The sequence below is a fragment of the Thermocladium sp. ECH_B genome, assembly GCA_001516585.1.
GTDB lineage: Archaea > Thermoproteota > Thermoprotei > Thermoproteales > Thermocladiaceae > Thermocladium.
Window position 1 is genome coordinate 1 of record LOBW01000049.1, and the last position, 13327, is coordinate 13327.

At 45.0% G+C, this 13327-nt stretch carries 13 protein-coding genes and 1 pseudogene; 2 read left to right on the forward strand and 12 right to left on the reverse strand.

All coding sequences use genetic code 11. The features are described from left to right. Together AT710_06610 and AT710_06615 are read right to left on the reverse strand one after the other, a co-directional pair. Positions 1–829 (reverse strand): annotated as a pseudogene (locus AT710_06610). 131 nt (positions 830–960) lie between these two features. Beyond that, the gene (locus AT710_06615; GenBank protein KUO91410.1) at positions 961–2235 is read right to left on the reverse strand and encodes a glutamate-1-semialdehyde aminotransferase; all 1275 of its coding nucleotides are present in this window, start codon (positions 2233–2235) and stop codon (positions 961–963) included. Positions 2236–2369: 134 nt separating this feature from the next. On the opposite strand from AT710_06615, the gene AT710_06620 reads away from it, so the two are divergent. Beyond that, positions 2370–4262 (forward strand): hypothetical protein, encoded by a 1893-nt coding sequence (locus tag AT710_06620; GenBank protein KUO91411.1) that lies wholly within the window; start codon positions 2370–2372, stop codon positions 4260–4262. Between the two features lie 107 nt (positions 4263–4369). On the opposite strand, the gene AT710_06625 is transcribed toward AT710_06620, so the two are convergent. From AT710_06625 to AT710_06655, 7 genes are all read right to left on the reverse strand, one after another. After that, positions 4370–5032, reverse strand: a complete 663-nt coding sequence (locus AT710_06625) for a hypothetical protein (GenBank protein KUO91412.1) — start codon at positions 5030–5032, stop codon at positions 4370–4372. A 530-nt stretch (positions 5033–5562) separates the two neighbouring features. Then, positions 5563–6111 (reverse strand): hypothetical protein, encoded by a 549-nt coding sequence (locus AT710_06630; protein ID KUO91413.1) that lies wholly within the window; start codon positions 6109–6111, stop codon positions 5563–5565. 35 nt (positions 6112–6146) lie between these two features. Beyond that, positions 6147–6575 (reverse strand): 30S ribosomal protein S6, encoded by a 429-nt coding sequence (locus AT710_06635; GenBank protein ID KUO91414.1) that lies wholly within the window; start codon positions 6573–6575, stop codon positions 6147–6149. 38 nt (positions 6576–6613) lie between these two features. Next, positions 6614–8410, reverse strand: a complete 1797-nt coding sequence (locus AT710_06640; GenBank protein KUO91415.1) for a translation initiation factor IF-2 — start codon at positions 8408–8410, stop codon at positions 6614–6616. A gap of 229 nt (positions 8411–8639) precedes the next feature. Then, on the reverse strand, positions 8640–8813 hold the full coding sequence (locus tag AT710_06645; protein ID KUO91416.1) for a 50S ribosomal protein L24: 174 nt from the start codon (positions 8811–8813) through the stop codon (positions 8640–8642). A gap of 25 nt (positions 8814–8838) precedes the next feature. Beyond that, entirely contained in the window at positions 8839–9636 is a 798-nt protein-coding gene (locus AT710_06650; GenBank protein KUO91417.1) for a translocase, read from the reverse strand. Then, the gene (locus AT710_06655) at positions 9636–9926 is read right to left on the reverse strand and encodes a twin arginine-targeting protein translocase (protein KUO91418.1); all 291 of its coding nucleotides are present in this window, start codon (positions 9924–9926) and stop codon (positions 9636–9638) included. Before AT710_06655 ends, AT710_06650 begins: the two co-directional genes overlap by 1 nt. Positions 9927–10058: 132 nt before the next feature. On the opposite strand from AT710_06655, the gene AT710_06660 reads away from it, so the two are divergent. Continuing rightward, the gene (locus AT710_06660) at positions 10059–10988 is read left to right on the forward strand and encodes a hypothetical protein (GenBank protein ID KUO91419.1); all 930 of its coding nucleotides are present in this window, start codon (positions 10059–10061) and stop codon (positions 10986–10988) included. Positions 10989–11022: 34 nt separating this feature from the next. Here the strand turns inward: AT710_06660 and AT710_06665 are convergent, their stop codons facing one another. The 3 genes from AT710_06665 to AT710_06675 all read right to left on the reverse strand — a co-directional run bounded on the left by AT710_06665 (position 11023) and on the right by AT710_06675 (position 13037). Continuing rightward, positions 11023–12135, reverse strand: a complete 1113-nt coding sequence (locus AT710_06665) for a hypothetical protein (protein KUO91420.1) — start codon at positions 12133–12135, stop codon at positions 11023–11025. 93 nt (positions 12136–12228) lie between these two features. Then, the gene (locus AT710_06670) at positions 12229–12411 is read right to left on the reverse strand and encodes a hypothetical protein (protein KUO91421.1); all 183 of its coding nucleotides are present in this window, start codon (positions 12409–12411) and stop codon (positions 12229–12231) included. Between the two features lie 128 nt (positions 12412–12539). Next, positions 12540–13037, reverse strand: a complete 498-nt coding sequence (locus AT710_06675) for a hypothetical protein (protein KUO91422.1) — start codon at positions 13035–13037, stop codon at positions 12540–12542. Positions 13038–13327: the final 290 nt, after the last annotated feature.

Genomic DNA, 13327 nt, shown 5'->3' on the forward strand with positions numbered 1-13327 from the left:
TCCCGAAGTAGAAGTAATCCTCCTTCGCCCTAACCCCCTTATAAAGCAACCACGTACCATCATCGACTACTACGCTCGCCAAGACATTGATGCCTAGATCTATCGAGGCCATTTTGCTCCCCTTAGGCGATTTAACTTGAATGCTCTTCCTCTCACCCCTCACGACGTGCTTACTCCTCCTTCCCGTTTTAGTTTCCTCGACACCAACCTCCACGGGGATTGAGGCATACCAAGCATTCCTCGTCTCATCATAGTATATTTCTAGCCTCCCTTGTTTCCCATGCCACCTCAACCTACCCGTAAAACTAATTTCCAACTTGAAGAACTTGAGGATTAGCTTATGATTTTTCTCGTCCACTACGTAATTATCCTCCCTCACGGCCAGGAGGAGCTTCCTCCCATCCTCATCCTTCCAATAACTTGGTGGCGAAACGTGGTTCATGTGAGGAGGTAGTTTGTTTTCCTTCCTCAGTTTTAGGAGGGAGAAGAATGATGACCACGCCTCATTATTCTTATTAAGCACTTGCTGCGTGTTGGCGCTGCCCAATTCACCCCTATACTTCCCATAATACTTATCATACGTCCCCTTAAAATCAACCCTCCCCTCACGGAAGAATTGCTGCCTCCTCTCGTAGTTAATCTCGTTGAAGAGTTTAGCAGAGATGTCGGCTAGCCTCCTTAGTCTTCTTTCCTGAAACCCATTTGGTAGGAGGCGAACCACGTTAGTCCTCCTATTACTGTGTTTAATTTCTTTGATGCCCCCTCCCGGTATTGCGGGGGAAGTCGGCCCCCGCCCCCCATTCCCAAGAAATTGACCAGGAGAGGACATCCTGAAGAGAGGTGTTTAGGCTTAAAAAAAGTTTTCTATAAGGGGGTTATCCATCCCCGCCTCAGAGAGGCGAGGCTTTCCGCCCCCTTAACCCCCATTTTGGTGATTTTAATTTATATGGGATCTTATGGTCAGGTTTTACTGGCCTTTATCGCTTCCTCAAGTATCCTTATTGTTTCATCCACTATTTCCTTTGTATGTGTAGCCGATGTGAAGTTAACCTCGAATTGGCTTGGCGCAAGGTAAACTCCCCTCTTTAATGCCTCTGCGTGTACTTTTAGGTACATTTTCTCGTTGCTTCTAGCAACGTCGTTAGTGGTTTCAACTGGTTTATCCGTGAAATAGAATTGAAACATAGATGCCACCCTATTCACCGTGACTCCAATGCCAAGCCTGCTCCCTATATCTACCAATGACTCGCTTATTCGCCTAGACGCCTCATTAGCTATGGCATATGCCTCTCCCTTCTCGAGTTCATTAATGGTTGCTAAGCCAGCAACCATGGAGATCGGATGTGCATTGAATGTTCCAGCATTATAAACTGGACCCAGGGGACTAATTAGTTGCATTATTTCACGTGATCCCCCGAATGCGCCTATTGGAAAGCCGCCGCCAATTACCTTGCCGAGCGTGGTTAAGTCAGGCACTATATTGAACATGCCTTGGGCCCCCTCAAGCCCCACTCTAAAACCGGTCACCACTTCATCAAGTATGAGTAGGGCACCGTATTCCCGCGTTAATCGCCTGGCCTCTTGAACAAATCCCTCCCTAGGCGGTATTAATCCATAATTGGCGGCCACGGGTTCCATTATTATCGCCGCGACCTCATTGCCTTTTTCCCTCATTACCCTCCCAAGGGCATCTATATCATTATATGGAAGCACGATGGTTAGCCTGGCAACCTCCTCCGGTATTCCTGCGCTAGTTGGGGTTCCCCATGTGGCCGCACCGCTACCGGCCTTCACTAGTACATAATCGTGACTACCATGAAAGTTACCCTCGAATTTAATGATTAATTTCCGTCCAGTGAATCCCCTCGCTAGCCTCACTGCATTCATGGTGGCCTCGGTTCCAGTGCTCACGAACCTAATCATTTCAATTGACTTAATGTGGCTCATTATTTTCTGGGCCTCCTCTATCTCTGCCCGAGTTGGTACTCCATATAGCCAACCCCTGTTTAATGCCTCCTCAACTGCCCTCCTGATAATTGGGTGGCCATGCCCAAGTATGAGGGGGCCGAATCCCATGCAGTAATCAATCAATCTTTCCCCATCTTCAGTGATTAGGTAAGGGCCCTCTGCTGATTTAACGTAGAATGGGTACGGCAAGTGCTTCATTGCCCTGGCAGGGCTATTGACGCCTCCCGGAAATATTTTTGAGGCTAAGGCAAATAAGTCGCTGGACATAGGTCTCGATTTGCTTATTGCCTTATTTAAGTTACTGTTAATGTGTTTACTAGGATTAACTGAAAGTTTCATTATGGGGTCTGTATCCATGATAAGCGTAATTGTTAATATCATTGAATGAAGACCATGGCAAAATGGGGGATGAAATAGGATTCATAATAGGCAACANTGGCTCCAGCGAGGTCAAGGTAGCCATAAAGACCGATCAAGCAGATAAGGTTCAATTATTTGAGTACGTCACATATAGGCACCTGGATAAAGTAGTGCTGGGCTATATCGTAAATATAAGTCGAGAACCATATAAGATAGGCGAGGACTTAGCCGCCGACGCATTAAGCAGTGACATAGGCGTGTCACTGATAGAAACAATAATAGCGACTGTGATTCTCCTAGGCTATAAGGACTCCGGCCTTAGACTTCCTCGAACGCCTCCTCCAATAGGAACCCCAGTTTACCATGCTGATCCTCAATTGATAAGGGATTACCTTGGATTAAAAGGTAAATTATGCATTGGTTCACTTGCTTCACAGGATGTCCCGGTTTGCCTGGACGAGAAAGGCCTAACGAGGCACATGGCCATAATAGCGGCGACGGGGAGCGGGAAGACGTGGCTCTCCGTTCTAATGATAGAGGAACTAATGAAACTGGGGGCAACAGTGGTAGTGCTGGATCCACATGGCGAATACGTGTCCATACAGAAGTCCGCCTCAAAACTAGGCAGTTTCAGCGTTACAGTGATTAAGGCATCCAAGCATCATGTTGGCGACAAACGATACTCAATGAATATATTAAAGGTTGACCCAGATCAATTAGCCACCATCGCCGGGGTTCCCAGCGGAGCATCTAGGATACGTCACATAATATACCTACTTCACTCCTTAATGAAGATAGTATCACGCACCACAAACGGCAGTGGTGAGTCCGGCTCCATTAAGGGAATGATAAGGTTGATCGACGCAGCATTGACGAGACCCATTGGTCCCGCCGATATTCAGCGGGCGCTAAATATACAGCAACCGATTGGCGATGATAATATAACGGAGCCGGAGCGATTTAGGCAATTACTGAATGAGTTAAGATCGATAGCCAACGATTCGCGGCAGAGAAGCGCATTAGTGAGTGCAAGGGTTTACTTGAGGAGGCTTGCCAGAACAGGAGTTTATAGGGGGCACACGACTCCCTTAACGGATATATTAAAGCCTAAGCATGTATCCATAATTAACTTGGCCGGCGTAAGTGATGAGGTTCAAGATCACATAGCTTATCATGTGTTGAGTCGAGTGCTGGCATCAAGGATAAATTANGTGAGGGATCTAAGGGATCCCAAGTATCCTTACCCAGTCGTGGTAATAGTGGAGGAGGCCCATAGGTTTGCGCCTCCCACTAAGTCAACCCTAGCCCACTCAATAATTAATAGAATAGCTGCAGAGGGCAGAAAATTCGGCGTCTACCTAATTGTGATAACCCAGAGGCCATCCAAGATTGATCAGGATATATTAAGCCAGTGTCAAAACCACGCGATACTGAAGATAGTGAATCCTCTTGATAGGGAGGCAATAATAGAGTCAAGCGAGGCCCTCAGCGATGAGTTAGTCAAGGTAATTAGCGGACTAAATAAGGGCGAGGCACTGTTGGTTGGTCCACTTGCTCCAGCTCCACTTCTACTGAGGCTTCGTGAGAGGAGGCTGGAGTATGGCGGTGGAGATATTGATCTTGACAAGTATTGGGGAATTAATGACTCGGAGATCATCACCAAGACAAGGGATTCCTGGCGCAAGGTAATCGGTCGCTTAGTTCCATCCCCCGAATTAGTCTCTGCTTCAATACTGCTTCCTGTAGATAAATTCAATCAAAGAGGAGCCATAATATCTGGCTATATAGACGATGCATCGGTCGAAATCAATCTAAAGGAGAGGACTTGGTCTTGCAGTAAGTGCGGTAATGCATTAATGCCATGCGAACACGTAATAGCATTATTCGCTAAAGTAGCTAGTGAGAAGCCATCAATACTTGGAGTTACTTANTGACTATTTTGAACAAGTATAGTCGCTATTGATAGAAAGAATGCTAAGCCTCGCCCCTTTAGGGGCGGGGGTCAGTATAGGGAAAACGAATTCATTTAATGAGGGGAATTTCAGTGATTGCCTTGCTCCTTATAATATTTACAGACACTTTGTAGTCCACATTGATTACACTTGGGGCTTCGCGCCCTACATATCCTCCTACCGAATTCTATTAGTGATAAGTGCCCCCATAGATACTCGTTGGGCTTGAATATGCTCATCCATGCTTTACTCGCTGAATCATATGTGGAGGCTAAGCCTATTCTCTTGCTGATTCTCAATATATGAGTATCAATAGGAAATACTGGCTTGCCTAGATTAACTAGTATAACATCTGCCGTTTTAGGCCCAATACCCGGCAATGACATTAAGAGTCGCCGCGCTTCATCGGCATCCATGCTTCTGATGAATTCCAAATCATTGCCGAACCTCTCCAAAACAGCCTTAGCCAATTCGATTAATTGCCTTGCTCTTCTTACATGCATGCCTGCCGGCCTAATCACCTCGGCTAATTCATCTTCGCTTAAGGAAAGGATGCCGCTTGGCGATACCTCAATTCGCTTCTTGAGTGCATAGAATGCTCTTCCAGCGTTTATATCGCTTGTGTTCTGCGTTAATACAGTAGCCACTAATGCCTCAAATATAGTGCCACCGCTCAGCATTACCTTCCACGCCACAAACTTCTCCGGATCTAGACCCAGTCTTGATAGCTCCATAATGATTAAGTCACGCATCCAGTAATTCCCTTCCCAGCCGCTTTATAATAATCCCTCCTCATTTAACTGGATTTANCGCGTCTTTTAGTCAAAACTTTCTCCCAGTAATCATTATTTTTCAATTTATTTCCCCTACAACATGTATTCACGCAATTCATTATTCCTCAAATCCATTTTAGCCTTAGTGATTAAATCGATGCAGTGCTATTGGGTCTATAAAAACGTAATTGCGTATCGCTAGAGTAGAAATAAGTAGAAATAATCTATATTATGCCAATAAGGCCCCTTCATGATGTCATAATAAAAAGAACGATAAACCTCGCCTTTTATGACGGCGGGAGTTGGGGCGGGGGTTTATGCTCTAGTATTAGGGGTTAGTTAGCTTCCCTGGTTAATCCCTAGGGAACGGGGAGCGAGGTTGACCCCACAATGCCAGGGAAACGAGTAGCACCCGCGAAAGGGGTGTAAACCCGTGAGGCCTCGGGGGAGCTCTCGCCGAATGGCGGGGAGGAGGTCAGAACAACGCTAAGCCTCGCCCTAGGAGGAGGTCAATAGTGAGTATTTCTGGGTTTTTGCTTTATGGGCATTCCCGGCCCTGCTCTCATGGCTATCCTGGAGATGCTGATTGTCTTTAGAACAACGCCAATGATTGCGGGCCACGGTATCTTCACAATTGCTAGTGGCAATGATAATATGAATAATGTTATTCCAGTTAGGAAAAGAACGGCATTTCCCTCACCACTAATTGCCTTGAAATCATTATAAAGAATGAAGCCGGCCACTAATTCAAATGAGTATCCAATCATTAGGAATAATCCCATGAGCGTGAATTGGTGAAGGATTCCCATTACTATGAACATAAACGTAAAACCCAAGGAGTATGGAGTGTACTTCCTTATGTAGTTGGAGGAGCCTAGCCCAGAGCTGCTGAACAACTTGTATGCCGCTACTCCAAGGATCCAGAGAAACCATAAGATCAGCACCAATGGCTTCTCAAATAATGATTGTAATGGAATGAATGCCGTAAGTGCTAGAACCAATAAGATAACTATTCCAGCGCTTAAGCTTGTTAACGCAGCTAAGCGGAACCTATTCACTTGCTGCGAGAATTGCTACCCTTTATTAAATTACCTCACTGCGCCTCCTGGGGCTTCTCCTCCTTTGGTTCCTCCTTGATCAGTGGCTCCCCCTTCCAATCGCTTGGGTAAATAATGACCATATTGACTTGAGTCGTTTGGTCGTTTATCACGTTGCCACGCACAAGTTTTCTCTTCCTCATTCCATCCTCCCTAGGCTTAAAGCCAGGAGGACCAGAGAGCAGTATGTATCGCTTCACTGGCCCCTGTAGGTATGGAAGCATGGGTGCGCCCTCGAACCCGCTTCCTCCCGTTATTCGTAGCTTGACTTCCCCAGGTAACTGAAGGGCATTCCCAATCAATTTTGTATCAATAACCTCCCCAATGCGTAATCCAATTAGCCTCTCCGCATCTTGATCCTTAACTTCCACCTGCTTAGCCTTCCCGCTTAAGGGGTCCGACACCACTAACTTAAATGTAGGCATTGAGGAGCCTTGGTTATATCTTATTTAAATTTTGCCCCTTAATCGCTCCACCGCTTCTTGGCTGCTTGATACTCATGAATCAAATCAACCTCCCCCGGCTCCAAGTATTCCCTGAAATCCATCAATAGCTTCACCAAGTGCTCCTCAGGAATATCAACATATAGTTCATCCCCCTCCCTCACATGTCTGCCAACCATGGCATTTCCCTGGATCGATATAGCCACCTCATCTCCCTTCTTAGCTAATTGAACGGGTTTACCATTGTTCTGCATCTGCATAATAGTGCCAATTACTCTGCCATCCTCTCCCCTCCTCAGCCTATAGCCAGGCCTTACCTGCCCCTCCAATACCTTAACCCCCACTATTATTGGGTTGCTGCGTCTAAAAACATAGCCGGGAATTATCTTTACCTTGCCGGGCCTAGTGACCTTATTCAATTCCCCCTCAATAGACCTACTCCTTTGCTCCCTATGCCAATTAAGGAATTCATCAACTAAGCGGTACAATATATTGTTCTGAAATATCCTGATCCCATGCTGTTGGGCCTCCACATCGGCTTCTTGAGTTACCTTAACATTAAACGCCAAAACCACGGCATAGAGGGGATCCCGCCGCTTCACGACTGAAGCCTCAATTATGTCCCTCCTCACGACCGGCCCTATATCTGCCCTCCTAACCGGTATGTTCTGGTTCCTCAAATAAAGCACCATGCTCTCCAGAGTACCTAGGGTATCAGCCTTAGCCACTACACCGCTCTTATCCACCTCTATCCTTATCGATGATGCTTCGGCCCTCAACTCATCAAGGGCATCCCGTAACTGCGCCTCGCTCTTCACAACTATTAGTGGAGAACCGGGCACGGCCCGCTGCAGCTCTTCACCAACTACCCTAACTCCGGCAGCAGCCTTAACTGAGTTCACCAGCATATACTTATCTTCTGGGTCCCGCATCTCATCAAGCGGCTTAGGCATTACAAGCATCCTAACCGAAGTATAAAACGGGCCATCTAACCCCAGCGCCGCTATTCTGTCTCCCTTATTTATTGACCCATCATATATTATGGTATCGGCCGTGGTACCCCATCCCTTCTCCTCCTTTATCTCCATTATGACCCCCCTCCCAGGCCCATCATGCACCATCAACTTATCCTTAACAAGTCTCTGCGTTAAACCAGCTAGAACCACCAGAAGATCGGCTATCCCCTCTCCAGTGACTGCACTAGTTGGAACTATGGGTACTTGCCTAGCATAATCCATTACCCTATCATACCTATCCGCCTCTATGCCGTTCTCAGCCAGTTCACCAGCTATCTTAGCTATCATCTCCTCAACCCGTCCCTGGGTAGCTTCATCCTGTGCATCATATGAATCTATGAACGCGGAATTGGGATGGGCTTGCCACCCATAGACCTTATCCACCTTATTCGCGGCAACCACGAATGGTATATTCCTCGACTTCAATAGGAAAAGACTCTCCTTGGTTTGCTCCTCCATGCCCTCCAGGATATCGATGACCAATATGGCTAGATCGGCGACGGAACCCCCTCTCCGCCTCAGGTTAGAGAAGGCAGCGTGTCCCGGCGTATCAACCATTAAGAAACCCTTGACCCAGATCTTTCCTTTAAGTCTAAATTTATCCAAAAGCCCTGAGGCGTACTTCTCTATTGCTGGCCAAGGAAGATAGGATAAACCTATGTGCTGAGTTATCATGCCGGGCTCCCTATAAGCAACGGCGGTATTCCGTATCTTGTCCAACAGCAGCGTCTTTCCAACATCAACATGCCCCACCACAACCACTATAGGCGCCCTATACTCAGCCATGGAGAGTCGATGCAATCAGTGTTTAAAAATCATTGCCTCAAAATGTGAGCTACCCCGCCCTTAAGGGCGAGGCTTCCCGCTTCCTTGCCCCGCCTTGCCCATCATCACGGGTAGTGGGCGGTTCAACTGGGCCTTTAACGCCCTCAGCGTTCGTCGATCGGTGTATGCTCTAAACCTAANCCCCATGGTGGGCATCAGAAAAATAAAAGCATCACTAATATAAATATGGATGTGTGGGGAGCAATCATTTCTGGGCCTTTCTGATCCAAGCAAGCCGCCTAGGATTCCTTCCAAGCTTCATGCTGATGAAGCACTTCCTGCTGCAGAACCTCATTATTGTTCCATCGCTCTTCACATACATGAACCCGGTGCCCGGCGCAATGGGTCTCCCGCAGTAGCTGCAATTATATATTCTCATGACTAGACGGGGTCAATTATTGTTTTTAAATTTTCTCACGTGGCTTCGGCTCGATTGCCTTCGCTATAAACATGCCTATCACGTAAAGCAAGGATAGAGTTACCCCTATGGTGGTTTCTATGATGCCTCCAGTGGTTCCCGGCGAAACTATTAGCGCAAATATGAATGAGATTAGGNCTCCCCACCTCCAGTTCCTTCTCCACGTATTGGCAGCCACGGCTCTTACCCTCGTTAATCCAGCCATCACCAGAGGCAACTGAAAGCCAAGTCCCATTGCTGCCATGAATGATACAACGGTGCCTATGAATGACTTAATGCTCAGCGTCGGCTCAACTCCCAGCGCCTCGTCATACACTAAGAAAAACTTCAGCATAACTGGAATAATAACTAGGTACGCAAACGCTGCTCCGGCAATGAATAGGATAATTGATGGAATTATAGATGCTTTAACCAGTTTCTTCTCATGTTCATATAGGCCCGGCGCAACGAAGCCCCACAGCTCCCAAAGAAATACAGGCAGTGATACCGCGACCGCGATTAGGAGGGATACCTCTATTGAGGCATAAAGGGGATCGAATAAACCTATTGAGATCAATTTGATCTGGTGCGGGAGCAATACATTCATGAATTTATTCACCAATATTGTGGATATGCTATTATCTATTGAGGGATAAGGAATTGGAATATACGGGTCACTCCCTATCTTAATTATCTTGATTCCGAATCCAAATGAGAAGATGAAGGCTATAAATATTGATATCAATGCTCGACGAAGCCTAGCCGCTAATTCTGATAAGTGAGAGACTAATTCCTCCCCCGCCATCACTTACCCTTCTTCAGCTCATCTAACTGTCTCTGTAACTCCTCGATCTTCTTCTTCAGTTCCTCAACATTCTCCCCCTGCTCCGGCTTCTTCTCCTGATTACTGGTCCCCGGGGCGGGATTGGTTTGGGTTAATTGCCTCAACTCGTTCTCAACCTCTATCTGCCCCTTCTTAAATTCCCCCACCGCTCTGCCGAGTGATCTAAAAATCTCCGGTAACTTACCGGCTCCCCCAAATAGCACTAACACGACTGCGATTAATATTATCCAGTCCCATATGCTTCCCAGCATGCATTAATGCAGCATCGAATAGTATATATACTTAACTCGTCTATGAGTGAGGCCTGCCTGTTCGTCGATTGTTTGTTTTTATTGTGGGATAAGTTTAACTTTCACTAATTAATGCATTACACGGGATAATAAATGATAATTAAGTCAAGAAATGAATTAATAATAGATAACGGCATTAAGTTGGATTCTCGAGTCATTGAGCTCCTTAAGCAAGTAAAAGAATTGGGTTCACTAAATGCTGCTGCCCAACGCGTTAATGTACCATATGCATCCGCATGGGAATGGATACATAGATTAGAGGTGCAATTGGGTTATAGGTTAATTGAGAAGAAGAGGGGCGGCATTAATGGAGGGGGAACCAAGCTAACTAACAAAGGCGAGGAATTCCTGGACTGGGTCGAGAGCATCATCAATAATAGAATTGATTTGGCAATTGCGGGAAGCAATGATGAGGCCTTAGATCTAATAATAAAAGGGATAAGCGCGAGAATCAGAAATGAGTGGATAGGCTCATTGAATGGATTATCCAAGGTCCTCATGATGGAGACCGATGTTGCTGGCATTCACTTCCTAGGCGGGAATGAAGAGGTTATTGACGAGATGGGTTTATCCCGTGACATCAAGCTAATACGGGGATACAGGAGAAGCATTGGACTAGTTACACGGACTGAATTAACTATGAAGGAAATAATAGAAGGCATACGAGAGGGTAGATTGAGAATCAAGAACAGGAACCTGGGCTCCGGCACCCGCATTCTAATGGATAGATTCATGCAAGATAACGGAATTGATCCAACAAATACCATGGTCTCCCCCTCGGTGGCTTATACACATGCAGAGGTTATTGAATCAATATTGTCGGGAGAGGCCGATGTGGGTGCAGCAATAGAGTATGTTGCCGTAAAGAGTGGGCTTCGGTTCATTAGATTAGCCGTGGAGAGCTTTGACTTAATTTATCTTCGTGGAAATAATAAACCAATAATAAGGAAACTGGAGTCGCTCCTTGAATCTAATAATGTTAAAAGCATTATAAGTAATATGCCTGGATACGGTCTGTATTAGGGTTCGCCGGGCCTCGCTCGTAATGGGTAATTCATTATCGCTTTTTAGCAATTAGGAATAGTGGAATTGAAATTGCTGTTAGTGCGGTCTCCAATAAAACAGCCATTGATAAACCTAGGTAATAGGTTAAGTAAGCGAACACGACGCTGCTTAATACTGCTGCTATGAACTTACCATTATAAACTATTCCGAAGAGAAACGTGGAGGCGGCTATGCCGTACTTGTCTCCAATATAAGATGCATATAGGGTCATCATTGCTCCACCCAGAAAGCCAACCAGTCCAGCCGCGGCGATATAGAGAGACCCCATCCCAATCGCTCCTAACGGCATTACGAGTGTCAATATTATGGACTCGGCAATTATAGCCCGACCCCTGCCCCAGGAATCCGAGATTAATCCCATTATTGGACGACCAATGCCGCTAAACAACGGTAAAATTGTGGCGGCAATAGTAATGGTTAAGTAATCATACCTATCGCCCATTATTGATAAACTTGATGAGTATAATTGAAGAGGTATAGATGCCATGGAAAACGATAGGAAAGCCAGCCAGAAACCCGTTCCTGGAACCATAGATCTTGACTTAGTAATAGTCACTGCTGGGTACTTGCTCATCGCCATTAAGGCCGTGGATACGGTAAGCAAGGCGGCTCCTATGATAATCATTGGCGTCTCCAAATNCCCGCTTCGTATGAATGGGGATATGAATGGGTTAAAGAATGTAGAGCCAAGGCCAAACCCCATATTTATGAGGCCTGTCGCTAATCCCCTTGATTTGCCGAACCACTTAACGCCCAAATTAATTGAGATTGCATAGACAAAACCAACCCCTATGCTTCCCAATGACCATACTAGGTAAAAAATGTATATGGATCTAGCGAATGGTGCAACAATCATGCCCATCCCAGCCATTATGCTTCCCAATGCTCCAATTACGGCTGGACCCCACCTATCCGCTATGAAGCCCCCCAGCACTTGAAATGTAGTTGAGAAAAGCACAAATAGAGAATAAGCGGTTTGAATAATGGGTAAACCAACGTTGAAACTCGTTGCAAGAGGTCTCATGAATAGATTCCAACTATATTGATAAGTACCGACTAAAAGCATTGGCACTAATCCCTGCAATATTATTAGCCACTTCCTCACCAGATGAGTTAAAAAATCAACTTTTTAACTATCTCCGTCGCATCATATTAATAAATGGAAATAAATTATTTATTTCGTACAGAAATTGGTTTCTTATTCCTTCTTTATTGCATTCTTGACTGCATTTAACGTGTTTTGCGGTATTGTGGTGAAGCCATGGGCATGCTTAGCGTGCGCCGCCACTATTTCCATCATTTCCTGCTCTGAAGAGACTCCCTTTACCTCGAAGTCACATTGCATCCCTATGTCTCTACATCTAAATTTATATCCTGCCATAATTAATTAGAAATAATAATAGTTAATAAATGTTTCCAATATATATTTTAAAAATATCGACAAAAATATCACTTCATTATCTTAAGGATGTATATCGATCTATTTAATTGGCGGATAATTAGCTGCACTTAATTATTTGAAATGTCTTCTCCGGGTTTCAGAATGATTATTCCAAGGGTCTCCGCTCTGGCTATTATTAGGTCGGGATTCTTGTCATGTATGAATGCCGTTATTACTACTACTTTATTAGGCCTTAATCCAGTCACTTTCTCATAAAGTTCTGCTTTGCGCTTAATGAATGGTATATCACCACGCTTTAGTGCTGCTGTTATTTCTACCATAATGGTTAAGCCATTCTTAATCACTATATCCACATCAATCTCCGAGGCATATCCATACACGTAGCCATCAGCATCATAATATATCCATTTATCCACCTTATACCCAGCACTGGCTAGTAATTCCTTTATTCCATTTCTAACCGCCTCCTCATTAATTATGCCCCACCTAGCTCCAAGCGAATCCAGCATTATCCTCAATACCTTTAATTCCCTCCAAATCTCCTCTCTAAGTCTTTCCAATTCATCTTTAGTCGCTAAGCTCTTTAGGTCTTCTTTTGTTGCCATTGTTTCTTTTATTTCTTTTATTTCTTTCTGGAGGTCTTCTTTTGTTGCCATTGTTTCTTTTATTTCTTTTATTTCTTTCTGGAGGTCTTCTTTTGTTGCCATTGTTTCTTTTATTTCTTTTATTTCTTTCTGGAGGTCTTCTTTTGTTGCCATTGTTTCTTTTATTTCTTTNATNTCNTNCTGNNGTTGCTAGGCTTTGCCAAGGCATTAATTTAGCTAGTGCCTCATAAATTATAGCTGGATTACTAACTAAAGCATCCATTATTATGGTTGGGTCCTCCTTAAGTATT

Excerpts from the sequence above, each read along its gene's own strand:
- AT710_06615 (KUO91410.1), bottom strand. The coding sequence starts at position 2,235 with ATGTCCAGCGACTTATTTGCCTTAGCCTCAAAAATATTTCCGGGAGGC.
- AT710_06625 (KUO91412.1), bottom strand. The coding sequence starts at position 5,032 with ATGCGTGACTTAATCATTATGGAGCTATCAAGACTGGGTCTAGATCCG.
- AT710_06635 (KUO91414.1), bottom strand. The coding sequence starts at position 6,575 with ATGCCTACATTTAAGTTAGTGGTGTCGGACCCCTTAAGCGGGAAGGCT.
- AT710_06645 (KUO91416.1), bottom strand. The coding sequence starts at position 8,813 with ATGAGAATATATAATTGCAGCTACTGCGGGAGACCCATTGCGCCGGGC.
- AT710_06655 (KUO91418.1), bottom strand. The coding sequence starts at position 9,926 with ATGCTGGGAAGCATATGGGACTGGATAATATTAATCGCAGTCGTGTTA.
- AT710_06660 (KUO91419.1), top strand. The coding sequence starts at position 10,059 with ATGATAATTAAGTCAAGAAATGAATTAATAATAGATAACGGCATTAAG.
- AT710_06670 (KUO91421.1), bottom strand. The coding sequence starts at position 12,411 with ATGGCAGGATATAAATTTAGATGTAGAGACATAGGGATGCAATGTGAC.
- AT710_06675 (KUO91422.1), bottom strand. The coding sequence starts at position 13,037 with ATGGCAACAAAAGAAGACCTAAAGAGCTTAGCGACTAAAGATGAATTG.